The sequence below is a fragment of the Mesorhizobium sp. CA16 genome (genome assembly GCF_020165175.1).
In the GTDB taxonomy this organism is placed as follows: Bacteria; Pseudomonadota; Alphaproteobacteria; order Rhizobiales; family Rhizobiaceae; genus Mesorhizobium.
On the sequence record NZ_JAIUHP010000006.1, the window covers coordinates 227,677 to 251,819 of the forward strand.

Sequence of the window (24,143 nt, forward strand, 5' to 3'; positions counted from 1 at the left end):
GCTCAAACGCCGTCCTGAAGGAAAGCCTCGAGCTTTTCCGGAGCAAGCCCTGCCTGTTCGGCGATGCGCCTGGCAAGGTCCGCCGCTGCCGCGCGCGGCCGGCCGACCGGGCGGTCCATCCAGTAAGACACCGGATTGAGCGCGACGCGCTCGTCGACGGCAACGATGCGGCCGGATTGGAGTTGGTCTGCCGTCAGCGGTGGCCGCGCCAGCGCTATGCCCAACCCATGCGCGGCCGCATCGAGCACCAGATTATAGTCCTCGAAACGCCGGTCCTGCGGACGCGGGCGATAGTCCATGTCCTGCGCCGCGAGCCAGGCGCGCCAGGCGGATGCGTCGGAATCGTTGATCAGCGGGAATTTCAGCAGCCGGGCAGGGTCGCCTCGTCCGATCTCCTTCGCCAGTTCCGGCGAGGCGATCGGGAAAATATGCTCCTCGAACAGCTGCACCGAGACGCGACCCGGAATGCGGCCGCGCCCGCAGCGCACCGAAAGATCGATGCCTTCGTCGGCGAGATCGGCCTGGCGGTTGTCGACGTCGAGCACGATGCGCAGCTTGGTCGGATGATTCTCCAGCGCGGCCATGCGCGGCATCAGCCATAGCCCGCTCACCGACGGGATCGAGGCCAGCCGCACCACGGCGGTACCGCGCGGCTCGACCCAGCGATCGGAGTTGAACGAGATCAGCGCGAAGGCCTCGGCGGTCCTCAAATGCAGCCGGTTGCCCTCGATCGTCAGCGTCACGCCACGCGCGTTGCGCTCGAACACTTTCAAGCCAAGCCAGTCCTCCAGCTTGGCGATCTGGCGGCTCACCGCGCCATGGGTGAGGTTGAGCTTTTCAGCCGCCGCGGAAAAACTCCCCATGCGCGCCGCCGCATCGAAGGCGCGCAGGGTTTCAAGCGGCAGTATCTGGTCAGAGCTGTGATCCATGCTCACAGCTGACCCTCGAATTGGTCGTTTGTCAATTGGCCGGCAATGGCGTTCTCTGCATCCATGACGCAGAAAGACGAGGCTACGGCAATGAGCGCTTACACCGGCACGTTGAATGAGGCACAGCGCATGGACACCGCGGCCGCAATCGCGGTGACGCTGACGGTCATCGGCTGGGCTTCGGCTTTCCCGGCGATCCGCGCCGGCCTTGCCGCCTTCCAGCCGCTGGAACTCGGCGCGCTGCGCTTTGCCATCGCGGCGGTTCCGGCCGCCATCTTCCTCGCGGTGAAACGCCCGGCACTGCCCCGGGTGGACGAGCTGTGGCGCTTCGGCTTCGGAGGCGCCATCTTCGTCGCGCTCTACACCGCCATGCTCAATTTCGGCGAGCTGACCGTCTCGGCGGGTGCGGCCGGCTTCATCATCAATGTCAGCCCGATCTTCACCGCTATCATGGCGATGGCGCTGCTCGGCGAGCGCTTCTCGGGGCTTGCCTGGCTGGGCACTGTCATTTCCTTCGCCGGCATCGGCATCATCGCGGTGGCCGACGGGCACGGCCTTCATTTCAACGCCGGCGCGCTGCTGGTGCTGGGCTCCGCCCTCTGCTCCGCCGTGAATACCATTGTGCAGAAGCCGCTCTTTGCCCGTCATCATCCTCTGACGATATCCGCTTCCAACATGGTGCTCGGCGCGCTCTGCCTGTCGCCCTTCCTGCCGGAGGCCCTTTCGCAGGCAGCGGTCGCCGACAGCGCCGGTCTCGGCGCCGTCATCTATCTCGGCATCGTTTCCTCGTTGATCGCCTATGCCGCCTGGGCGACCGCACTGTCCCGCCTGCCTGCCGCGCGCGCCTCGAACTTTCTCTATCTCGTCTCACCGACCTCCGCTCTGATCGGCTTCTTCTGGCTGGGCGAAGTGCCGTCGCTGCTCGGCATCCTCGGCGGCGCGCTGGCGCTGAGCGGCGTGATGGTTGTGAATTTGAAGCGGTAAATCAAGGGTTGCGATCGTTTCCAGACTCAAATTGACAAGTTGCACTCGGTAACCGGGCGCCCCCTGTGATGCGGACGTGAGGCAAGCTATCTGATCCGCCTTTGATGGAGGGGATCGGGATGGGAAGAGGCTTCATTGCCACGGTTTTCTGCCTGCTGATGCTAAGCGGGAAAGCCTTCGCGGGCTGGTACCAGGTGGAAAACTACGAAGGCTCCATCGGACCGAACCCGGTTCACGTCTCCCTGCAGCGCTATGCCAGCTTCGGCAGCGGCATCAGTGTCAAGGGAAGCTATTTCTACGACGCCAAGCAAAGCCCAATCGCGATCTACGGCAAGGCGGAGGGCTCAAAGCTCACGCTGTGCGAGATCGCGGACGACCAGGAATTTCAACGCGTCCTCGTCATGGGGTCGAAAACACCCGTCGACACCACCGGATGTCCTTTCTCTATCGAGATCAGTGAAAGCGGCGCGGCGGGAAGCTGGAGCAAAGGCGTGGACAAATTTCCCGTTACGCTCAGGAAGGTCGCGAGTCTTGACAATACAGGCGACCTGAAGATCGACGGGACCGTCGAAATTCCCTTTTGGGCTGAGACGACCCGCGACAGATTTGCGGGGATTTATACGAAGTCCGACGCCGGCATCTGCATGACGAAAATGCTGGTGATCAACAAGAAGAAAAAGACGGCCGTTCAGGAGATCGGCTTCGACGATGAGGACTGCAACGCCGGTATGTCGACGACGCCCATTTATATGAACGTGCAAAAATGGGTGGAGGCAGGCAAGGACATCATTTCGGTGGAATTTGGAGACGGCAAATTCGCAGGCGCGAACGACTATGTTCTCAACCCGAAGACAGGAAAATACCACCTCAAGAAATGATATTTAGCGTATGGCGCCGACCCTTGCTGTTGCAACGAGCCAGGGGACGCTCACCGCCGCCCGAACAGCCGCTCGATATCGGTGAGCTTGAGCTCGATATAGGTCGGGCGGCCATGATTGCAGGTGCCGGAGCCGGGTGTCGCCTCCATCTGGCGCAGCAGCGCGTTCATCTCCTCGGCCTTGAGCAGGCGCCCTGACCGCACCGAGCCGTGGCAGGCCATGGTCGCGGCTATTCTGTCCAGCCGCTCCTTCAGCGTCTCGACGGTGTCGTTGTCGGCGATCTCGTCGGCAAGGTCGCGCACCAGCTGCTGCACATTGGTTTCGCCCAGCATCGACGGCGTCTCGCGCACCGCCACCGCGCCTGGGCCGAAGCGCTCGAGGCCTAGGCCAAATTTGGCGAGCGTCTCGGAATGCATCGCCAGCCGCTCGGCATCCTCTTCCGGCAGGTCGACGATCTCGGGCAGAAGAAGCATCTGCGACGGCACGGCGCGAGAATGCAGCGCATTCTTCAGCGCCTCGTAGACCAGCCGCTCATGCGCGGCATGCTGGTCGACGATGACGAGCGAATCCCTGGTTTGGGCGACGATGTAGTTCTCATGCACCTGCGCGCGCGCCGCGCCCAGCACCATGCCGAGCAGCGCCTCGGTCGGCTCGGCCATCCCGGCGCGGACATCGGTGCTGGCGAGCGGGCCGGTGTCGAAGGCCGCCTGCTCGTTCTCGGCGAAGCCGTTTCGTGGCGCCCGTGCCTCGCCCATGTCGAGCGGCCGCTGCGCTGAGCGCAACGGGTCGAAGCCTCCGGAGGCGGAAGCGTGATAAGCGGCCTCGTAGCTGCGATGGCCGTTGGCCGGGCCGGGATGCGAGTAGGGCGCCGCGCCCGGCCGGAATGCCGCCATCATGCCGGCGGCGCCCGTCGTCGCCGCGCGGATGCCGGCGCCGGCCAGCGCCTCGCGGATGGCGCCGACGATCAGCCCGCGCACCAGGCCGGGATCCCGGAAGCGCACATCGGCCTTGGCGGGATGGACATTGACGTCGACGGTCGAGGGATCGAGCGACAGGAAGAGCACCGTCACCGCATGCCGGTCTCGCGGCAGCACGTCGGCGAAGGCGCCGCGGATCGCGCCGGCGATCAGCTTGTCGCGAACCGGCCGTCCATTGACATAGGCATATTGCTGCAGCGCATTGGCACGCGTGTAGGACGGGATCGAGACGTGGCCGGCAAGGTGAACTCCCTCCCGCGCGGCATCGATGGCAATGGCATTGTCCGGGAAATCCTTGCCCATCACTTGCGCGACGCGGGCAAGCCGGCCCTCCGGCGTGTCGCTGGTTGCGGGCAGTTCCAGCGTCGAGCGGTCGGCGCCGGCCAGCGTGAAGCGGACAGCGGGAAAGGCGATGGCGATGCGCTTTACCACGTCGCTGGTGGCCGAGCTTTCGGCGCGCTCGCCCTTCATGAATTTCAGCCTGGCCGGTGTGGCGAAGAAAAGGTCGCGCACCTCAACCGTGGTGCCCCGGTTTGCCGCCGCCGGCTTCACCGCCGAGACGCGCCCGCCGTCGATGCCGATCTCGGCCGCGCTGTCGCCGCCAGCCGTGCGCGAGCGGATCGACAGCCGCGCCACCGAGCCGATCGAGGGCAGCGCCTCGCCGCGGAAGCCGAGGGAACGGATATCGTGGATGTCGTCGGAGAGCTTCGAGGTGCAGTGCCGCGCGACCGCCAGCGCCAATTCCTGTTCGGGAATGCCCGAGCCGTCATCGGTGACGCGGATGAGATTGAGCCCGCCGCCGGCGGTGACGATCTCGACGCGCGAGGCGCCGGCGTCGAGCGCATTCTCGACCAGTTCCTTCACCACGCTCGCCGGACGCTCGATGACCTCGCCGGCGGCGATCTGGTTGATCATCGTTTCGGAAAGCTGGCGGATAGGCATGAGGCGATTATAGGCGGATTCGAACGGCGTAGGGGAGGGGTCAGTTCACGCCTGCGCCACCAGCCAGTCCCTGACCCTGCGCGCATTCTCGCTGAGGTCGCGGTTCTTCGGCCAGATGACGTGGAAGCCGATGCCGGTCCGCATCACATGATCGGTCACCGGCACCAGCAGCCCTGATGCCACCAGCCGCTCGACCAGATGCCGCCAGCCGAGCGAGATGCCTTGTCCCTCCATCACCGCCTGGATCACCAGCGCATAATCGTTGATGCGCAACCCGCGCTCCGCATTGCGCAGGCTGGTTCCGGCCGACGCGAACCATTCGTCCCAGTTCGGCGCCTCGCGATAGGGTTCCTCGAGATGGATCAGCCGGTGCGTTGCCAGTTCCTCGACCGTCTTCGGCTTGCCGAATTTGGCGAGGTAGCTCGGGCCGGCGACCGGGAAGATCTCCTCGTCAGAGAGCGACAGCGAGTGGTAGTCCGGCCAGTCGCGCGGCACCCCGCCGCGCACGCCGAGCGGAATCCCTTCGGCGATGATGTCGAGGTCGCGGTCGGCGGTCTGGATGCGCAGGTCGATACCCGGCAGTTCGTCGCGGAACTGCTGCAGGCGCGGCATCATCCAGAACGAGCCGAAAGCCGTCGAGGCGGCCAAAGTCACATGCCCGCCGGTTGCCTGCAGGCGCAGGTCCTCTGCCGACTTGCGGATATGCGACAGGCCGAGCGAGACGTCGGCATGGAAGCGCTCGCCGGCTTCCGTCAGAAGCACCTGGCGATGGCGCCGCTGGAAGAGCTTGGCGCCGAGCTGCTCCTCCAGCCCGCGCACGGCATAGGAAACGGCGGCCTGCGTCATGCCGAGCTCGCGTCCGGCGGCGGTGAAGCTCGACAGCCGGCCGGCGGCTTCGAAGACGATGAGGCTGCCGGCCGAGGGCAGGAGGTGGCGCAGGCTTCGCATAAGGTGAACTTATACAGAAGATCAGGATTTTCCAGCGTCACAGCCATATTTTGCCTCGCTAACGTGAGTGGCGGGAAGAAGGAGCCTCCATGAACGCACCGGCCGTTGAATTGACCGAACAGACCCACCGCCGCGGCGGCGGCCGTCTTGGCCGCAAGGCGCTGAGAAGCGCGCCGATCGCGTCCTTCCCGACCCTTGTGCGCAAGATCCCCGCCTATGAGATCGTGCCCGACGAGGCGGTGGAGCTGATCCACGAGGAATCGCTCAAGATCCTCGAGGAGGTGGGCTGCGAATTCCGCGACGACGGGGCGATAGAGCTCTGGAAAGCGGCCGGCGCCGATGTCAGGCAAACGCGCGTCCGCATCGACCGCGCGCTCCTGATGGAACTCGTCTCGAAAGTTCCGCCTGAGTTCACGCTCAACGCGCGCAATCCGGAGCGCACGGTGCGCGTCGGCGGCAAGAACTCGATCTTCGTGCCGATGTATGGCGCTCCCTATATCCGCGACCTCGACAACAAGCGCCGTTACGGCACGCTCGCCGACCTCAACAATTTCCACAAGATGGCCTATATGGCGCCGGCGCTGCATTCCTCGAGCTCCGTCATCTGCGAGCCGATGGAAATCGCGGTGCCGAAGCGGCATCTCCACATCATCCATTCGGCGCTGAAACATTCCGACAAGCCGTTCATGGGCATCGTGACATCCAAGGAGCGCGCCGAGGACACGATGGCGATGGCCGGCATCGTCTTCGGCGAGGAGTTCGTGCGCGACAACTCCGTGCTGGTGGCGATTACCAACTGCAATTCGCCGCTGGTGTGGGACGCCACCATGATCGACGCCATGCGGGTCTATGCGAGCCATAACCAGCCGCTGATCCTGGCGCCTTTCGCGCTGTGCGGCGCCTCGACCTCGGCCTCCGCCGTCGGCGCGGTGGCGCAGGTCAACGCCGAGGCGCTCGCCGGCGTGGCGCTCACGCAGCTCATTCGGCCCGGCTCGCCGCAGCTCTACGGTCAGTTCATGGTCACCGTCGACATGAAGACCGGTGCGCCGATGGGCGGCACGCCGGAAGCCGCGCAGATGATGTATCTGATGGGCGCGCTGGCCAGGAAATACAAGCTGCCCTGGCGCACCTCCGGCTTCCATGTCGGCTCCAAGCTCAACGACGCGCAGGCGGGCTACGAGGCGAACATGCTGATGCATGCCGCGATCCTTTCCGGCGCCAATTACATCTGGCATTCCGCCGGTTGGCTGGAGGCGGGCCTCACCTGCGGCTATTCGAAATTCGCCACCGACTGCGAGCAGCTCGTCGGCTGGTATAAATATGCCGGCGGCGTTCCCTTCGACGATTTCAAGGAAGCGATGGCGGCAATCCGCGAGGTCGGCCCGCAAGGGCATTTCCTCGGCACACAGCACACGCTCGAGCATTTCGAGAGCGCCTTCTTCATGCCCAACATCATGGACTTCAATTCCTTCGAGCAGTGGAGCGCCGAAGGCGCCAAGGATCATGACACGCGCGGCCGAGAAAAGGCGCGCGCCATGCTCGCCGACTACCAGGAGCCGAAGCTCGACGAAGGCATCGCCGAAGGTCTCAGGGATTTGATCGCCCGGCGTGAGGAAAAGCTGCCGGACAGCGTTAGTTAATAGACGAAAGTTCAAGCAAAAGGGCAAAAGACCCGCTCAAACCAATGGGAGAAAGAGAATGACACTGTTCAGAAGCAATGGCGACCGGGTTCCAGCCGCTATCGAAGCGATGGCCGAGGAGGCGCGGGCAGGGCGTGTCGACCGGCGCGAATTCCTGGCTCTGGCAAGCGCCTTCGGTGCATCGACGGCTTTCGCCTATGGCATGCTCGGCCTTGGCGCGCCGACCAAGGCCCTTGCCGATGAGCCCAAGAAGGGCGGTACGCTGCATGTCGCGATGTCGGTTAAGGCGCAGAAGGATCCGCGCACCTATGACTGGACGGAGATGGCAAACGTCACCCGCACGTGGCTGGAACCGCTGGTGCGCTACACGCACCAGTTCACTTTCGAGCCGGTGCTGCTCGAAAGCTGGGACGTCAATGACGACGCCACCGAATACACGCTGCACCTGCGCAAGGGCGTGACCTGGAACAATGGCGATGCCTTCAACGCAGATGACGTGGTCTTCAATCTGAACCGCTGGTGCGAGAAGGGGGCGTCCGGCAATTCCATGGCGGCTCGTGTCGGCGCGCTTATCGATGCCAAGACTGGCAAGGCCAAGGACGGCGCGATCACCAAGGTCGATGACCACACGGTCAAGCTGAAGCTCAACGAAGCCGACATCGCCATCATCCCCGGCCTCACCGACTATCCGGCCCTGGTCGTGCACCGCGACTTCGACAAGGACGGCGCCGACCCGATCAAGAAGCCGATCGGCACCGGAGCTTTCGAGCTGGTGTCCTATTCGGTTGGTCAGAAGGCGGTCGTCAAGCGCCGCGAGAACGGCAAGTGGTGGGGCGGCGAAGCGCCGCTCGACGGCGTGGAGTTCATCGACTACGGCACCGACTTCAACGCTACGCTGAATGCCTTCGATTCCGGCGAGATCGACCTCGACTTCGAAACGCCGGCCGACTACATCGACCCGCTAGACAAGATGGATCTGGTGAAGTCGGAGGTCGCGACGGCGACCACGCTCGTTGCCCGCACCAACATCACGCATAAGCCCTATGACGACAAGCGGGTGCGCAACGCGCTGCAGATGGCGGTCGACAACAACCAGGTGATGCAGCTCGGCTATAATGGCCGCGGCACGGTCGGCGAGAACCACCATGTCAGCCCGATCCATCCTGAATACTACCCGCTGCCCAAGAAGGAGCGCGACGCCGCCGGCGCCAAGAAGCTGATGGCGGAGGCAGGTCAGGCCGATTTCGAGCATGAGCTGATCACGGTCGAGGACGAATGGCAGAAGAACACCGGCGATGCGATTGCCGGCCAGCTGCGCGACGCCGGCATCAAGGTGAAGCGCACGGTGCTGCCCGGCTCGACCTTCTGGAACGACTGGACGAAATATCCTTATTCCATGACCATCTGGTACATGCGCCCGCTCGGCGTGCAGGTGCTGGCGCTCGGCTACCGCACCGGCGAGGCCTGGAACGAGACAGCCTATTCCAACCCGGAGTTCGACGCCAAGCTCAAGGATGCGCTGTCGCAGATCGACGTCGCCAAGCGCAAGGAGGTGATGAAGGATGTCGAGGCGATCCTGCAGGATTCCGGCGTCATCATCCAGCCCTTCTGGCAGAAGCTCTACTGCCACATGAACAAGAAGGTGAAGAACTATTCGATGCACCAGACCTACGAAATGGACTTCCAGAACGTCTGGCTGGATGCCTGAGCGCGACTGGACTTCATGAGCCGCAAAAAAGCCGGTATGCAGGATGCGTGGCAGCGAGCTTGCCGCCACGCACCGAACCTCGGAGATCCTGCATGAAGCCGACAATGCTTGCCGCTGCCATGTCGATAGCCTTGCCCGGCGCCGCGCTTGCCGGGCCGGCTTCCAACACCGTGAAGTTCTTCTATGTGCCGGAGGTGAAGTTCGAGGCGGACGCCAAATACCGCGACCGCTTCACCGAGCCGGTGACCAAGCTGTTCGAAGCCAACGACAAGGCGCAGAAGGAGAAGCCCGACGAGGTATCCTGTATCGACTTCGACCCCGGCCTCGACGCCCAGGATTTCGACCAGAAGACCCTGTCGAAGACGCTGAAGCTCACCGAAGCCGTCAACGGCGACACCGCCGAGGTGACGGCAAGCTTCAATCTTTTCCCGGAAGGCGATGACTCCAAACGCGAAATGGTGTGGTCGCTGAAGAAAGTGGACGGCAAGTGGAAGATCGCCGATATCACCTCCAAGACCAGCGACTGGAAGCTCAGCGCGCTGGAATGCGGCGCCTCGACGGAGTGACGCCGTGCTTCGCTGGTCCGTCCTCGTGCTGTCGAGCTTGTCGATGCTGGCCGCGGGGCTGAGCGGCGGAGTCTCGGCGCAGGCGCTCTTCGGCTCGCCGCCCCCGAACGCGTCTTCAGGCGACAAAGCGCCCGAGACCGACAAGTCGCCGCCTGCCGCGGCGCCGGAAACCAAACCAGCCGAACCGGCGCCCGTCGCACCTGTCCTGCCCGGATCGCCGACCGCGGTGGTGAAGCCGTTCTACGAACATGTCGGGTTGGAACTCGACCCTTCTCAGCGCAAGAATTTCATCGATCCGGCGAAAACCGTGCTCGACAAGAGCGATGCGCTACGCGTCTCGGGGCAGGGCGAGTGCCTCGACCCCAACATGGCGCTCGACAATGCAGATTATGACAAGCTCGCCATCGACCGGAGCCTGCGCACCATCGAAGCCGTCAATGGCGACGAGGCCAAGGTGGTCGTCGCCTTCGCCGTCGAAGGCCACCAGCACCGGCTGGAATGGAAGCTGAAGAAGGTCGGCGGCGCCTGGAAGGTCTCCGACCTTCTGTCGGTCACCGGCGAGTGGGCGCTCAGCCAGTATCAGTGCGAATGATAATGGTGATTGAAGATCAGGGCTGGCGTTCCTTCGCGCGCTGTCCCGCCAGCCTTTCGCAACAAATCTCAACCCCTTCCGCGATAGGGCGCAACGCCAGTATCCGGCAGCCAGGCGTCCTTGGGCGGCGCGCCGGTCTGCCAGAAGACGTCGATCGGAATGCCGCCGCGCGGGAACCAGTAGCCGCCGACGCGCAGCCAGAGCGGTTTCGTGGCCTCCACGATGCGGCGGCCGATCATCACGGTGCACTCCTCGTGGAAGGCGCCGTGGTTGCGGAACGAGGTCATGAACAATTTCAGCGACTTCGATTCCACCAGGGTCCGGTCAGGCGCGTAGTCGATGACGATTTGCGCGAAATCCGGCTGGCCGGTGACCGGGCACAGCGAGGTGAATTCGGGGCAGGTGAAGCGCACGATCGCCGGCGGGCCGTCGCCGCGCTGGAACGGCACGGTCTCCAGGACCGCCTGTTCGGGGCTCTGTGGCGTCTCGACGTGCTTGCCGAGCTGGGTGAGGTTTTTGGCGTCGGTCATGGGCGGGCTCCTTGCTCCCGGCCGTTAGAAGCGCAGTTCAATGCGGCGGGCGCGAAACGAAGGTTGAAAGAAGCGTTGCAGTCCTCTCGGGCGCAGCGCGTTTGACCGCTCATTAGCATCGGACCGAAAAGTGCGCAGCGGTTTTCGGATGAATCCGATGCGTGAAATGGAAGCGGGAGCGCTCCGCTCCCGCACAATTTGAAACGGCAGGAAGACAATGACCAGCAACGACCCGCTTCTCCAACCCTATCAGCTCAAGCACCTGACGCTGAAGAACCGGGTGATGTCGACGAGCCATGAGCCGGCCTATTCCGAGGACGGCATGCCGAAGGAGCGCTACCGGCTCTACCATGCCGAGAAGGCCAAGGGCGGCATGGCGCTGACCATGACGGCGGGCTCGGCGATCGTCTCGCGCGACAGCCCGGCTGCCTTCGGCAACCTGCATGTCTATGACGACCGTATCGTGCCGTGGTTGGCCGAACTGGCAGACGCCTGTCATGAGCATGACTGCAAGGTGATGATCCAGATCACTCATCTCGGCCGCCGCACGGGCTGGAACAAGGCCGACTGGCTGCCGGTGCTTTCGGCCTCGCCGGTGCGCGAGCCGGCGCACCGCGCGTTCCCGAAGACCATCGAGGAGTGGGATATCGAGCGCATCGTCGCCGACTATGCTTCCGCCGCGCAGCGCTGCCAGGCAGCCGGGCTCGACGGCATCGAGTTCGAATCCTATGGCCATCTGATGGACGGCTTCTGGTCGCCTTTGACCAACCATCGCGACGACGAGTTCGGCGGCTCGCTCGACAACCGGCTGCGCTTCACCGACATGGTGCTCGACGCCGTGCGCGCCGCGGTCGGTAGAGAATTCATCGTCGGCATCCGCATGGTCGCCGACGAGGATGTCGAAAAGGGCATCTCGAAGGAAGTTGGCGTCGAGATCGCCAGGCGCTTGGCCTCATCCGGCAAGGTCGATTTTCTCAACATCATCCGCGGCACGATCGAGACCGACGCGTCGCTGACCAAGGTCATCCCGGTGGCCGGCATGCGGTCCTCGCCGCATCTCGATTTCGCCGGCGAGGTGAGGGCGGCGACGAAATTCCCGACCTTCCATGCGGCGCGCATTTCCGATGTCGCAACGGCCCGCCACGCCATCGCCACCGGCAAGCTCGACATGGTCGGCATGACCCGCGCGCATATCGCCGATCCGCATATCGTCCGCAAAGTGATGGAGGGCCGCGAGCACGAGATCCGGCCTTGCGTCGGCGCCACCTATTGTCTCGACCGCATCTATGAAGGCGGCGAGGCGCTGTGCGTCCACAACGCCGCGACCGGCCGCGAGGCGACCATTCCGCACGTCATCGCCAAGAGCGAGGGACCGAAGAAGAAAGTCGTGGTGGTGGGCGCTGGCGCCGGCGGCCTGGAGGCCGCCCGCGTGGCGGCCGAGCGTGGCCATCAGGTGACTGTGCTCGAAGCCTCCAGCCAGGCAGGCGGCCAGGTGAGGCTCGCAACCCACAACCCGCGCCGCAAGGAACTGATCGGCATCATCGACTGGCGATTGGCCGAGCTCGACCGTCTCGGCGTCGAGATCCGCTACGACACCTGGGCCGAGAAGGATGACGTGCTGGCGTTGGCGCCGGATGTGGTGATCGTGGCGACCGGCGGCATGCCGCAGAACCCGCCGCTGACGGCCGGTGACAATCTTGTCACCTCGAGCTGGGACATCATGGCCGGGAGCGTCAAGCCGGCCGAGAACGTGCTGCTTTACGACGACAATGGCGGCCATCAGGGCATGGGCGCTGCCGAGCTGATCGCCAACAGTGGCTCGAAGCTGGAATTGGTTTCGCCCGAGCGCTTCTTCGCGCCGGAAATGGGCGGCCTGAACCACGTGCCCTATATGCGCGCCTTCCATGAGAAGGGCGTCACCGTCACCATCAACACCCGCCTGCGTTCGGTTCGCCGCGAGGGCAACCAGCTCGTCGCCGAGCTGGCGTCGGACTTCGCCGACGGCTGGCGCGGCGAGCGGCGCATCGACCAGGTGGTGGTCGAGCACGGCACCGTGCCGCTCGACGATCTTTATCTGTCGCTCAAACCCCTGTCGAAGAACGGCGGCGCGGTCGACTATGAGCGGCTGGTGAGCGGCGGCGACATCTTCCCCGCTCGCAATGCCGAAGGCGGCTTCGTGATGTTTCGCATCGGCGACGCTGTCGCCTCGCGCAACATCCACGCCGCCATCTATGACGGGATCCGGTTTGGGATCAGGATCTGAGGGTTGTGACGCGCAACGGACCTTTGCAAGGAGAGCCACCTGCCGCTTTGGTCCGTTGCGCGCCGCGCCCGGTCGGTTTTGCCGGCCGTGCGATTTCAAAACAGCTTGGCAGACGCCATGCAAAACACGGTGATAACCAGCAGCCCGCCGGCAATGCGTTCGCCTCTGGTCATTTTCGCCCGCAGCTGGGTTTGCCTCGCTTGATCTGCGCCGGCCAGCTGTCTGCTGGCGGAGGCGACAAGCGCACCCTGCACGCCGGCGGCGACCAGCGCCGTCAAAATGCCCAGCGCCAGCACCTTCTCCATTGAGCCGAAAGCCCCTTCGTGGAAGAAATACCAGAGCAGTATGCCAGTCAGGAACGCCAGGCCGGAGGCGCCGAGCTGCGGCCGGATGAAGCGCTCCGCCTTGATCTCCGGATCGCGGGCAACCGCAATGGTTGTGCCGGCCCAGAACACGCCGGCCATGACGTGCAGGCCGATGGTGACGATATAGACATATTGCATGACCGCATTCCTCTCTGCCGCCGCCGCGCGTCGCAGCATGCCGACGCCATCAATAAGACAAAGTTAGATATCTAACGGTTAGATGTCAATCATGAAGCCAGGTTTCATGTTCCAATCGCTTTGCTCTACTGTCAGGTCATGACACCGTTTGACCGTCCGCCCGTCGGCATGACTCTCGCTCGTACCTCGAAAGTGGTGGCGCAGGCTTTCGATGCCGCGATGGTCGAGGCCGGTGGCACGCTGCCGGTCTGGGTGACTTTGCTGTCGGTCAAGTCGAAGGAACTGGCGAACCAGCGCGAGCTTGCCGGGATGATCGGCATCCAGGGTGCGACGCTTACCCATCATCTCAACGGCATGGAGGCGCAAGGATTGCTGACACGCCGCCGCGATCCGGAAAACCGCAGGGTCCATCAGGTGGCGTTGACGGAAGCCGGCGAAGCGCTGTTCGAAAAGTTGCGCCTCGCGGCGGTAGCCTTCGACAAGCGTCTGCGGGCTGGTATCCCCGATGACAAGCTCGCCGAATTCACGCAGGTGCTTGCGGCCCTTAGGCGCAACGCCGAGCCGCCTCAGTCGTAACCGGCTATCGCGCCGAAGGCGTAGTGGCGCAGCTTGAGCGCCGCGATCAACGCCGTCAGTTTCGCCTTGCCGTCAAAAGAGCACGTCGAGGATGTTGCTGGTGCCGTTCAGCGGACCGTCGTCGAAGGTGACGTAAATGGTGCGATCGGCGGCCAAGGCCGGCCATGCGATCGACAACAGCAGTGGCAGGATAAGGCGAAGCGGCATCCGCGAGATCCGGTTGCGATCTCTCAGGCCGCCATGGCTGAACCGACGTGTCAAGTTGGCTGAACACTGGGTAGTGGGTCAGTTTGAAATTGCTCACCTCTAGGAGGCCTTCCAGCGCCTATAATCCGATTATAGATTGTCCTCAAGTTTTATTAGAGTATGCTTATATTAGGCACAGAGGGCCCTGCCTCCAATGATGCGGCGTACAAAGCGTCTTAGGGAGGAAAACCATGAGAACCCTTCTTATCGTCACGACGGCACTTGCATTCGCAGCCTCCGCTCCCGCGCTTGCGGACCCTAAAGGCAGCACTACGACGACCACGTCTGAACAGGGACATAGCGGGAACCCGCCAAACAATGACAATGGGACGACCACGACCACCACAACGACCGGACCAAGCGGTCAGATAAACAATGGGAAGCTCGACTGTAACAATTGCGATACGACCACCACGACGACTGGGCCTGGCAACAGCACCAAATAAGAGCGCGGAACTCCGCTTACCGGGGCGCCTTCCCCAATGCGCCCCGCTTTTTTCCCCATCCCGATCGCCGCAGGGCTTACAACATAGCGGCTTGCTTTTTGTAGGGGCCGCGCGCCAGCCGCCTCAGTCGTAGTCCGATGTCGCGCCGAAGATGTAGCGTCGCCGTACCCTTCATAGGGCGGAGACACTTATGAGGGCTTCGGCCGGCGAGAACCGGAGCGGAGCGTACTTAACGTACGTGAGCGCAGGAAGCGCAGAAGGCCGCTGTTCACGGGCCGGCCTCACCCGAATAGCAACTGACCTTAGGCCAAGCTGCCCTGCAGCACCTTCAGCTTCGTCTTCTTCGGGCTACGCGCCAAAAGCCATTCGCGCGCCTTGTCCTGCGGCATCGGGAAGGCGATGGAATAGCCTTGCACCTGGTCGCAGCCGATCGCCATCAGCGAGTCGAGCTCGGCCTCGGTTTCGGCGCCCTCGGCGACGATCGAGATGCCGAGCCCGCGGGCAAGCTCGGTGATGGCGCGCACGATCTTGGAGTTGTCGCCGTTCTCGTTGATGTTCTGGACGAAGCGGCGGTCGATCTTGAGCCGGTCGATCTCGTTGGGGTTGACGTGGCTGAGCGAGGCATAGCCGGTGCCGAAGTCGTCAAGCTCGAGATGCACGCCGGCGGCGCGGATGTGGCGCAGCTTGGCGGCGATCCCGGTCTTCTCGTCATCGAGGATGACGGATTCCACGATCTCCAGCGCCAGCTTCTGTGGGGGCAGCCCTGCCCGCTCCAGCGTGCCGAACAAGAAGGCGTCGAAATCGAGCTCGCGCAGCTCCGTGCCCGAGACATTGACGGCGATGCGCCCGAAATCGATGCCGGCGCGGTTCCATTCGGCGGCTTCCTCGATCGCTTTGGCGATAACGATGCGGCCGACATCCGGCATGAAGCCGCATTTTTCGGCGACGGGAATGAATTCGCCGGGCGAGATCATACCGCGCGTCGCGTGTTTCCAACGCACCAGCGCCTCGATGCCGCTGATCTTGCCGCTGGTCAGCGATACCTGCGGCTGGAAATAGACCTCAAAACTCTTGTTGGCGATCGCCGTGCGGATGTCCTGTTCGAGCTGCTTGCGGTAGTCTAGCTCGCGGCGCAGTTCCTCGGAGAAGAAGGAGAAGTTGCCGCCGCCGAGCTTCTTGGCGGAATAAAGCGCGAGATCGGCATGGACGAGCAGGTCCTGCGCGTTGTCGGCGTCGACCGGATAGACGGCGATGCCGGCGCTGGCGCCGGGCATGATGGTCGTGCCCTGGAACGTGATCGGCTCGTTGATCTCGCCGAGGATGCGCTTGGCCAGCGCATGGATGTCCTCGGTGCTGCCGGCGCCGTTGAGGATCATGACGAACTCGTCGCCGCCAAGCCGCGCGCACAGATCCGACGCGCGGCAGGAATCGCGCATGCGCTGCGCGGTCACCACCAGCACGTAGTCGCCGGCGGCATGGCCAAGCGTGTCGTTGATCTGCTTGAAGCGGTCGAGATCGAGCTGGATCACCGCCAGGCGCTCGCGGCGGCGGTGAGCGCCTTTGATCAGCGTTTCGAAATGGTCGGTAAGGAAGGTGCGGTTGTGCAGCCCGGTCAGGCCGTCATGCACGGCGATGAAGGCCATCGAGTTGCGCGCGTCGACCAGCTCGCGTGTCTTGCGCAGGATGGCGTTGGACATCGGCCGGAAAATGAACAACGCGACCAGCACGATGACGCCAAGGGTGGCAAAGAAAAGGGTGCGGTGCAGGTTGAGCAATTGACCGGAGCGTTCGTCTGCAAAGGCGCTGATGCGCTGGCCGAGCGCGGCATAGCCGGACAAGGTCGCATTGGCGAGGGAGGCGTCGAGGCCGGCGCGCTCGGTGCCGCCCTTGTAGCCATCGCTTTGCATGCCGAGTTGGGATCCGAAGGACGAGGCCAGTCGCTCTCCGTTGGCCACCAGACCGACGGAGAAATAGTCGAGATGGAACGGCTTGCTGAACAGCACGTATTCGATCGATTTGGGATCGTTGCGCGCCGGCGACAGCGGGTCGGCGCCGGTCTCGGTGAGCAGCCGGTCGTAATTGGTTTCGAACTCGCCGGTCGCCTGCTTGAGCGCGGTCACCAGCGCCGGCTGCTTGTCGCGCGAGGCAGCACCCGTGGCGCTGGCCAGGAAGACGATGCGCTGCGACAGCGCCTTCTGCGTCTGGACGATGTCGAGCAGCGCATCATTATGCTGCTGCTGCGCCATCAACTGCTGCAGAAGGATGAAGGAGGCGATCACCATGGCGGCGATAATCGTCAGCGCCAGCCAGTAGCCGGTCTTGATGAGCAGGATCAGCTTGCGCGAAACGCTCGGCACTGGCTGCTGCGACATAACTGGGTGACCCCTCCGGTCGACGGATACCTGCCAAGGATTCGTGGCGGGAAAACGATTAACTTGAAAGGGTTAACGGGTCGGCAAGGTGATCGCGGCAGCGCGGAAAAGCTCGCAAGATGGTTATCACGTCCTTTCTCGCACATCTCTTTTTTGATCCTATTGCCGCCACGCCATCGCAGGGATTGCGACCGGGCTTTCTCAGCGCCACCGAAGCGGTCGCTTTTGCGATGGATTTTTCGTGCCCGTAGCGCGACAGTCCGGCCTCGAACCGAACAGGGCCGACCATGAGCAAAGCATTCCTTTCCCATATCGATAGCGAGCTTCAAGGGCTGAAATCGGCCGGACTCTACAAGTCCGAGCGGGTGATCTCCTCGATGCAATCCGCCGAGATCGAGGTCGGCGGCGAAAAGGTGCTGAATTTCTGCGCCAACAACTATCTCGGGCTCGCCGACAGCCCGGATCTGCGCGACGCGGCAAAGCACGCGCTCGACCGCTACGGCTACGGCATGGCCTCCGTGCGCTTCATTTGCGGCACGCAGGAGGAACACAAGCAGCTCGAGGCGACCATCTCCTCCTTTCTGGGCATGGACGATACCATCCTCTATTCTTCCTGCTTCGACGCCAATGGCGGCCTGTTCGAAACGCTGCTCGGCGAGGAGGACGCCATCATCTCGGATGCGCTGAACCACGCCTCGATCATCGATGGCGTGCGGCTCTCGAAGGCCAAACGTTTCCGCTACGCCAACAACGACATGGCCGATCTCGAGGCCCGGCTGAAGGAGGCCAAGGACTGCCGCTTTCGGCTGATCGCCACCGACGGCGTGTTCTCGATGGACGGCATCATCGCCAATCTCAAGGGCGTCTGTGACCTCGCCGAGAAATACGACGCCATGGTCATGGTAGACGACAGCCATGCGGTCGGCTTCGTCGGCAAGAACGGCCGTGGCTCGGCCGAGCATTGCGGCGTCGAGGACAGGGTGGAGATCATTACCGGCACGCTTGGCAAGGCGCTGGGCGGTGCCTCCGGCGGCTACACGTCGGGCAAAAGCCAGGTGGTCGACTGGCTGCGCCAGCGCTCGCGCCCCTATCTCTTCTCCAACACGCTGATGCCGGCGATCGCCGGCGCCTCGATCAAGGTCTTCGACCTGATCCGCCATGGCGACGCGTTGCGCGAGCGACTATATGCCAATGCGGACCGGTTCCGTTCCAGCATGGGCAAACTGGGCTTCACGCTGGCTGGCGCCGATCATCCGATCATCCCGGTGATGCTGGGCGATGCGGCACTGGCGCAGGAGATGGCGCAGCGCATGCTGAAGCGCGGCATCTATGTCATCGGTTTCTCCTTTCCGGTGGTGCCGAAGGGCCAGGCGCGCATCCGCACGCAGATGTCTGCCGCCCATTCCAGCGCCGACATCGACAGGGCCGTCGCGGCCTTCGGCGACGTGGGAAAAGAACTGGGTGTAATCGCTTGACCCACGCCGAGGAAAACAGAAGTCGGCCATGACGATCGATGTCACGAGCAGGATCGAGATCGCCAGGCCCCGCGCGGTCGTCGCCGCCTTTTCCGCCGATCCGGACAACGTGCCCCGCTGGTACGTCAATATCAAATCGGTCGAATGGAAGACGCCCCGACCGGTTCAGGTAGGATCGAGAATTGCATTCGTAGCGCAGTTCCTCGGACGGCGGCTTGTTTACACCTACGAAATTGTCGATCTCGTGCAGGGCGAGCGGCTGGTGATGCGAACCGCCGAAGGACCGTTTCCCATGGAAACGAGTTATGCATGGCGCGATACCCGAGAAGGCGCTACCCATATGGCGCTCCGGAACCGCGGTACCCCGACAGGCTTTTCCCGTCTTGTGGCGCCGTTTATCGCCCTGGCCGTTCGGCGTTCGACCAATCGAGACTTGCTCAGGCTGAAGAACATTCTGGAGGCGGCGCACTGATGAAACCGATCCCATCAAGACAGGCAAGATTTTTGAGGAGCGTCTGATGTCGAACATGATGAAGGCGCTGGTGAAGGCCAAGGCCGAGCCGGGCATCTGGATGGAAGAGGTGCCGGTGCCGGAGATCGGCCCCAACGACGTGCTGATCAAGGTCAAGAAGACCGCGATCTGCGGCACCGACGTCCATATCTACAATTGGGACCAGTGGGCGCAGAAGACGGTGCCCGTGCCGATGGTGACGGGCCACGAATTCGCCGGCACGGTCGCTGATTTCGGCTCCGCGGTCACCGAATACAAGGTCGGCCAGCGCGTGTCGGGCGAAGGCCACATCGTCTGCGGCCATTGCCGCAACTGCCGCGCCGGGCGAGGGCATCTCTGCCGCAACACGCTCGGCGTCGGCGTCAACCGTCCCGGCGCCTTCGGCGAGTATCTGGCGATCCCACAGCACAATGTCGTGCCGATCCCCGACGATGTGCCGGACGAGATCGCCGCTATCTTCGATCCGCTGGGCAATGCCGTGCACACAGCCTTGTCCTTTGATCTGGTCGGCGAGGACGTGCTGGTCACCGGCGCCGGGCCGATCGGCATCATGGGTGCGCTGGTGGCGCAATGCGTCGGCGCGCGAAAGGTCGTCATCACCGATATCAACCCGGTCCGGCTGGATCTGGCGCGAAAACTCGGTGTCCAGCATGTCGTCGACGCCTCGAAGAAAAAGCTGCGCGATGTGATGCCGTCGATCGGCATGAGCGAGGGTTTCGACGTCGGGCTGGAGATGTCAGGCGCGGCCCCTGCCTTTCGCGACATGATCGACACTATGAACAATGGCGGCAAGATCGCCATCCTCGGCATCGCGCCGACCGGCTTCGAGATCGACTGGAACAAGGTCATCTTCAAGATGCTGCATCTCAAAGGCATCTACGGCCGCGAGATGTTCGAGACCTGGTACAAGATGATCGCCCTGGTGCAAGGCCCGCTGGATGTCTCGGGGCTGATCACCCATCGCATCGGGATTGACGATTTCCAGGTGGGGTTCGATGCGATGAGGAGTGGGAGTTCTGGGAAGGTTGTGATGGATTGGTGAGAGCCTCTGGAGAGATGTCGAGTTCCTTCGCCCCCCTCTCTGTCCTGCCGGACATCTACCCCTCAAGGAGGGAGATCAGCCGTCACATCGGCCTTCGCCAATCGCGGACGTTGCAAGACGAGCGCCGTCGCCAAAGCTGCCAATCTCCCCCCAAGAGGGGGAGATGTCCGGCAGGACAGAGGGGGGCGCTGTCCCGCCGGCCTCTCATCTACTTTCTCTCCAAAGCCTCTTCCAGCGCCGCCACCCCCCTGGCAATCGCCGCGCGCTCCTCCACACTCAGCTTCCCCAGCAACTCCCTTTCAAACGCCTTCGCCAGCGGCACCATCTCGCGATAGGCGGCTAAACCCGTCTTGGTCAGCGCCAGGCGCTCTACGCGGCGATCATTCTCATCCGGCGTCCGCGTCAACCACCGCCGCCGTTCCAACTCCGCCACCGCGCGCGACACCTTCGTCTTGTGCATGGCCGACTGTTCACCGAGTTCGGTCGCCGTCATCGTGCCCCGCTCGCCAAGCCCCGACAGCGTGCGCCATTCCGGTCGCGTCAGACCGTGGCGCTCTTTGTAGATGCGCGAAAATTCGCGGCTGACGGTATCCGCCAACCGATAGAGTCTGTAGGGCAGGAAGCTTTCCAACTCGAGGATATCCGGTTCCATGAAGCGCTCCCGGGATGCCGCGCGGCCGTTGATAGTTACATTTTCGATGGTTACAAATGAAACCAGTTTGGTCAACATCGCCGGCAGCGCCGCGTTGTCAGGACGCTGGCAAGCCAGGATCAGGGAGGATCGGATGGCCTTTTCCTACATGCCGGGTTTCGGCAATGATTTTGAAACCGAGACGCTGCCCGGGTCGCTGCCGCAGGGCCGCAACTCACCACAGCGGCCGGCCTATGGCCTCTATGCCGAGCAACTGTCCGGCTCGCCCTTTACCGCGCCGCGCGGCACCAACGAGCGCTCCTGGCTTTACCGCATCCGTCCGAGCGTGAAGCACACCGGCCGATTCAAGGGCGCCAGCTACCCCTTGTGGAAGACCGGGCCTAGTATCGGCGACCACGAGCTCGCGCTCGGCCAATACCGCTGGAACCCGACGCCAATGCCGACCGAGCCGACCGACTTCATTTCCGGCATGCGTACCTTCACCACGGCCGGCGATGCGGTCGGCCAGTCGGGCATGGCCGCGCATGTCTATGTCGCCAACCGGTCGATGGTGGACGACCATTTCTTTAACGCCGACGGCGAATTGCTGGTCGTGCCGCAGGTGGGCGCGCTGCGCTTCGTCACCGAGATGGGGGTGATCGAGCTTCGCCCCGGCGAGATCGCGGTGCTGCCGCGCGGCCTCGTCTTCAAGGTCGAGCTCGCCGACAAGGAGGCGCGCGGCTATGTCTGCGAGAATTACGGCGCCAAGTTCACCATGCCCGACCGCGGCCCGATCGGCGCCAATTGCCTGGCCAATCCGCGCGATTTCAAAACGCCCTGCGCCTGGTTCGAGGAGAAGGAGACGCCCTGCCGGCTGATCGTCAAATGGTGCGGCGCCTTCCACGTTACCGAACTCGGCCATTCGCCGCTCGACGTCGTCGCCTGGCATGGCAACTACGCGCCCTACAAATATGATCTGGCGACGTTTTCGCCCGTCGGCGCCATCCTGTTCGATCACCCCGATCCATCGATCTTCACTGTGCTGACAGCGCCGAGCGGCGAGGAGGGCACGGCCAACGTCGACTTCGTCATCTTCCCGCCGCGCTGGCTGGTGGCGGAAAACACGTTTCGGCCGCCCTGGTACCATCGCAACATCATGAGCGAGTTCATGGGCCTGATCCACGGCCAGTACGACGCCAAGGAGGAAGGTTTCGTGCCCGGCGGCATCAGCCTGCACAACCAGATGCTGGCGCATGGGCCGGACGCTTCCGGCTTCGAGAAGGCGACGCGCGCCGACCTGAAGCCGGTCAAGCTCGACAATACCATGGCCTTCATGTTCGAGACGCGCTTTCCGCAGATGCTGACGCGCTACGCCGCCGAGCTCGGCACCTTGCAGGAGAACTACATCGACTGCTGGGCCGACCTGAAGAAGCGTTTCAACGGCACTCCGGAAGGCGACCGGTCTTGAATACCGAAAACGTGGATCGGCTCGTCCTGCTCGGCTCCAAGGGTGGCCCGGCAGTCCGGCCGGGCGGACCCTGGCCGAGTTCGTCGCTGCTTGAAATCGGCGGGCGCACCATCGTCGTCGATTGCGGGCTGGGCGTCACGCGTGCGCTGACTGATGCCGGCGTCAGCCTCAAAGCGCTCGATCTGATCTTCGTCACGCACGTTCATTCGGACCACGTTCTGGAACTCGGGCCGCTGATCCACACGGCCTGGACGGCGGGTCTGGCGACGCCGGTGACCGTTTTTGGCCCACCCGGCACGGGGCATTACTGGCAATGCTTCTGCCAGGCGATGGAGTTCGACATCGAGATCCGCATCATCGACGAAGGCAGGCCGGACATCCGCGACCTGATCACGGTCGAGGAGTTCGGCGAAGGCTCGATTTTGGACGAGCGAGGTCTGACGGTGACTTCGTTGCGCGTCGACCATCCGCCGGTCACCGACTGTTTTGCGCTGCGTTTCGAGCAGGGCGGCAAGAGCGTGGTGTTTTCCGCCGACACTGCCTTCTTTCCGCCACTGGCTGAGTTTGCCAAAGCTGCCGACATCCTCGTCCATGAGGCCATGCTGGAGGAGGGCGTGGAGCGACTGGTCGCCCGGACCGGCAACGGCGCGCGGCTGCGCGAGCATCTCCTAGCGAGCCACAGTTTTGCCGACGAAGCAGGCCGCATCGCCAGCGATGCCGGGGTGAAGCGGCTGGTGCTCAACCATCTCATTCCAGCCGACGATCCGGCGATCGGCGAGGACGACTGGATCGACGCCGTCAGGAAAACTTGGTTCGGCGACTTGACGATTGCCCGCGACGGCCTTGTTGTGGGGCTAGGCGGTCAGAAGGCCGCTTCAGGAGAGGAAACCGCATGAAGCTTGCCACATTGAAGAACGGGACGCGCGACGGAAAACTGGTCGTGGTCTCGCGCGATCTGACGCGGTTCACCGACGCTTCCTTCCTGGTGCCGACGCTGCAGGCTGCGCTCGACGATTGGCGCCGCATTGCGCCGCATCTGGCGGCCATGGCCGAATCGCTTGAGACCAACGCGGTTCCCTCGGCGCGTTTCCATGAGCACGACGCGCATTCCCCGCTGCCGCGCGCCTATCAATGGGCGGACGGCTCCGCCTATGTGAACCATGTCGAGCTGGTGCGGAAGGCACGCGGCGCGGAGATGCCGGCAAGCTTCTGGACCGACCCGCTGATCTATCAGGGCGGCTCGGACTCCTTCATTGCGCCGCGCGACCCGATCCGCATGGCCGACGAGGCCTTCGGCATCGACATGGAGGCCGAGGTCGCGGTCGTCGTCGACGATGTGCCGATGGGCGCCAGTCTGGAACAAGCGAAGGAGGCAATCCGCCTCATTATGCTGGTCAACGACGTCACGCTGCGCGCCATCACCGGGCCGGAACTGGCCAAAGGCTTCGGCTTCTTCCAGTCGAAACCATCGTCGGCCTTCTCTCCGGTTGCCGTCACCCCCGACGAGTTGGGCGATGCCTGGGACGGCGGCAAGGTCAATCTCTCGCTGCTGGTCGACGTCAACGGCAAGCCGTTCGGCCGCGCCAATGCGGGCGTCGACATGACCTTCGATTTCCCGACGCTGATCGCGCATGCCGCGAAAACCCGACCGCTCGCCGCCGGCAGTATCATCGGCTCGGGGACCGTCTCCAACAAGCTCGACGGCGGCCCTGGCAAGCCGGTTTCGGCGGGCGGCGCCGGCTATTCCTGCGTTGCGGAACTGCGCATGATCGAGACTATCGAGAGCGGCGAGCCGAAGACGCCCTTCCTGCGTTTCGGCGACACGGTGCGCATCGAGATGAAGGACAGAACCGGCCATTCGATCTTCGGCGCCATCGAGCAGAAGGTCGAGAAATACGGGGGGTGAGAACCCGACG

23 protein-coding genes are annotated in these 24,143 nt (G+C 63.6%); 14 read left to right on the top strand and 9 right to left on the bottom strand.

Going from position 1 to position 24,143, the window contains the following annotated elements; all coding sequences use genetic code 11:
- Positions 1–2: 2 nt before the first annotated feature.
- Positions 3–929 (bottom strand): LysR substrate-binding domain-containing protein, encoded by a 927-nt coding sequence (locus tag LB525_RS11910; RefSeq protein ID WP_224544763.1) that lies wholly within the window; start codon positions 927–929, stop codon positions 3–5.
- Between the two features lie 90 nt (positions 930–1,019).
- Here LB525_RS11910 and LB525_RS11915 point away from each other — a divergent pair, with 90 nt between their 5' ends.
- A complete protein-coding gene (locus tag LB525_RS11915) occupies positions 1,020–1,913 on the top strand; it encodes a DMT family transporter (RefSeq protein ID WP_224544764.1) in 894 nt (297 codons plus the stop codon).
- Positions 1,914–2,032: 119 nt separating this feature from the next.
- Complete coding sequence (locus LB525_RS11920) at positions 2,033–2,791, top strand: hypothetical protein (protein ID WP_224544765.1); 759 nt, start codon at positions 2,033–2,035, stop codon at positions 2,789–2,791.
- Positions 2,792–2,841: 50 nt separating this feature from the next.
- Here the strand turns inward: LB525_RS11920 and mutL are convergent, their stop codons facing one another.
- Entirely contained in the window at positions 2,842–4,710 is a 1,869-nt protein-coding gene (mutL, locus tag LB525_RS11925; protein ID WP_224544766.1) for a DNA mismatch repair endonuclease MutL, read from the bottom strand.
- A gap of 45 nt (positions 4,711–4,755) precedes the next feature.
- Entirely contained in the window at positions 4,756–5,658 is a 903-nt protein-coding gene (locus LB525_RS11930) for a LysR substrate-binding domain-containing protein (RefSeq protein WP_140634096.1), read from the bottom strand.
- An 89-nt stretch (positions 5,659–5,747) separates the two neighbouring features.
- Between LB525_RS11930 and LB525_RS11935 the strand changes: the two genes are divergently transcribed.
- From LB525_RS11935 to LB525_RS11950, 4 genes are all read left to right on the top strand, one after another.
- Complete coding sequence (locus tag LB525_RS11935) at positions 5,748–7,298, top strand: trimethylamine methyltransferase family protein (RefSeq protein WP_224544767.1); 1,551 nt, start codon at positions 5,748–5,750, stop codon at positions 7,296–7,298.
- Between the two features lie 58 nt (positions 7,299–7,356).
- Positions 7,357–9,006 carry an ABC transporter substrate-binding protein gene (locus tag LB525_RS11940; RefSeq protein WP_224544768.1) on the top strand — a complete coding sequence of 550 codons (1,650 nt, stop codon included), beginning with the start codon at positions 7,357–7,359 and terminating at the stop codon, positions 9,004–9,006.
- 92 nt (positions 9,007–9,098) lie between these two features.
- The gene (locus tag LB525_RS11945) at positions 9,099–9,572 is read left to right on the top strand and encodes a DUF3828 domain-containing protein (RefSeq protein WP_224529108.1); all 474 of its coding nucleotides are present in this window, start codon (positions 9,099–9,101) and stop codon (positions 9,570–9,572) included.
- 4 nt (positions 9,573–9,576) lie between these two features.
- A complete protein-coding gene (locus tag LB525_RS11950; protein ID WP_224529106.1) occupies positions 9,577–10,164 on the top strand; it encodes a hypothetical protein in 588 nt (195 codons plus the stop codon).
- Positions 10,165–10,232: 68 nt separating this feature from the next.
- Here the strand turns inward: LB525_RS11950 and queF are convergent, their stop codons facing one another.
- Positions 10,233–10,694, bottom strand: a complete 462-nt coding sequence (gene queF / locus LB525_RS11955) for a preQ(1) synthase (RefSeq protein WP_140840967.1) — start codon at positions 10,692–10,694, stop codon at positions 10,233–10,235.
- A 24-nt stretch (positions 10,695–10,718) separates the two neighbouring features.
- Positions 10,719–10,922 carry a hypothetical protein gene (locus LB525_RS11960; RefSeq protein ID WP_140840977.1) on the bottom strand — a complete coding sequence of 68 codons (204 nt, stop codon included), beginning with the start codon at positions 10,920–10,922 and terminating at the stop codon, positions 10,719–10,721.
- On the opposite strand from LB525_RS11960, the gene LB525_RS11965 reads away from it, so the two are divergent.
- The gene (locus LB525_RS11965; protein WP_224529104.1) at positions 10,912–12,957 is read left to right on the top strand and encodes an FAD-dependent oxidoreductase; all 2,046 of its coding nucleotides are present in this window, start codon (positions 10,912–10,914) and stop codon (positions 12,955–12,957) included. The genes LB525_RS11960 and LB525_RS11965 overlap by 11 nt on opposite strands.
- A 95-nt stretch (positions 12,958–13,052) precedes the next feature.
- Here the strand turns inward: LB525_RS11965 and LB525_RS11970 are convergent, their stop codons facing one another.
- Positions 13,053–13,460 (bottom strand): hypothetical protein, encoded by a 408-nt coding sequence (locus LB525_RS11970; RefSeq protein ID WP_224529102.1) that lies wholly within the window; start codon positions 13,458–13,460, stop codon positions 13,053–13,055.
- A gap of 168 nt (positions 13,461–13,628) precedes the next feature.
- Here LB525_RS11970 and LB525_RS11975 point away from each other — a divergent pair, with 168 nt between their 5' ends.
- Entirely contained in the window at positions 13,629–14,036 is a 408-nt protein-coding gene (locus LB525_RS11975) for a MarR family winged helix-turn-helix transcriptional regulator (protein ID WP_224529100.1), read from the top strand.
- Positions 14,037–14,108: 72 nt separating this feature from the next.
- Here LB525_RS11975 and LB525_RS28540 read toward each other — a convergent pair whose 3' ends face one another.
- Positions 14,109–14,243 carry a hypothetical protein gene (locus tag LB525_RS28540; RefSeq protein ID WP_263482482.1) on the bottom strand — a complete coding sequence of 45 codons (135 nt, stop codon included), beginning with the start codon at positions 14,241–14,243 and terminating at the stop codon, positions 14,109–14,111.
- Positions 14,244–15,030: 787 nt separating this feature from the next.
- Entirely contained in the window at positions 15,031–17,100 is a 2,070-nt protein-coding gene (locus LB525_RS11980) for a putative bifunctional diguanylate cyclase/phosphodiesterase (RefSeq protein ID WP_224544769.1), read from the bottom strand.
- 287 nt (positions 17,101–17,387) lie between these two features.
- Here LB525_RS11980 and LB525_RS11985 point away from each other — a divergent pair, with 287 nt between their 5' ends.
- The 3 genes from LB525_RS11985 to tdh are packed head-to-tail and all read left to right on the top strand — an operon-like array spanning position 17,388 to position 20,128.
- Entirely contained in the window at positions 17,388–18,575 is a 1,188-nt protein-coding gene (locus LB525_RS11985; protein ID WP_224529097.1) for a glycine C-acetyltransferase, read from the top strand.
- A 28-nt stretch (positions 18,576–18,603) separates the two neighbouring features.
- Complete coding sequence (locus tag LB525_RS11990; RefSeq protein ID WP_224529094.1) at positions 18,604–19,047, top strand: SRPBCC family protein; 444 nt, start codon at positions 18,604–18,606, stop codon at positions 19,045–19,047.
- A 46-nt stretch (positions 19,048–19,093) separates the two neighbouring features.
- Complete coding sequence (gene tdh / locus LB525_RS11995; RefSeq protein ID WP_224529090.1) at positions 19,094–20,128, top strand: L-threonine 3-dehydrogenase; 1,035 nt, start codon at positions 19,094–19,096, stop codon at positions 20,126–20,128.
- Positions 20,129–20,336: 208 nt separating this feature from the next.
- Here tdh and LB525_RS12000 read toward each other — a convergent pair whose 3' ends face one another.
- Positions 20,337–20,780 (bottom strand): MarR family winged helix-turn-helix transcriptional regulator, encoded by a 444-nt coding sequence (locus LB525_RS12000; protein ID WP_224529342.1) that lies wholly within the window; start codon positions 20,778–20,780, stop codon positions 20,337–20,339.
- Positions 20,781–20,913: 133 nt separating this feature from the next.
- On the opposite strand from LB525_RS12000, the gene hmgA reads away from it, so the two are divergent.
- Genes hmgA through LB525_RS12015 form a run of 3 tightly spaced genes read left to right on the top strand, consistent with a single transcriptional unit; the run spans position 20,914 to position 24,133 of the window.
- Positions 20,914–22,227 (top strand): homogentisate 1,2-dioxygenase, encoded by a 1,314-nt coding sequence (gene hmgA / locus LB525_RS12005; protein WP_224544770.1) that lies wholly within the window; start codon positions 20,914–20,916, stop codon positions 22,225–22,227.
- On the top strand, positions 22,224–23,123 hold the full coding sequence (locus LB525_RS12010; protein WP_224544771.1) for an MBL fold metallo-hydrolase: 900 nt from the start codon (positions 22,224–22,226) through the stop codon (positions 23,121–23,123). The genes hmgA and LB525_RS12010 overlap by 4 nt, the downstream gene beginning before the upstream one ends.
- A complete protein-coding gene (locus tag LB525_RS12015) occupies positions 23,120–24,133 on the top strand; it encodes a fumarylacetoacetate hydrolase family protein (protein ID WP_224544772.1) in 1,014 nt (337 codons plus the stop codon). Before LB525_RS12010 ends, LB525_RS12015 begins: the two co-directional genes overlap by 4 nt.
- Positions 24,134–24,143: the final 10 nt, after the last annotated feature.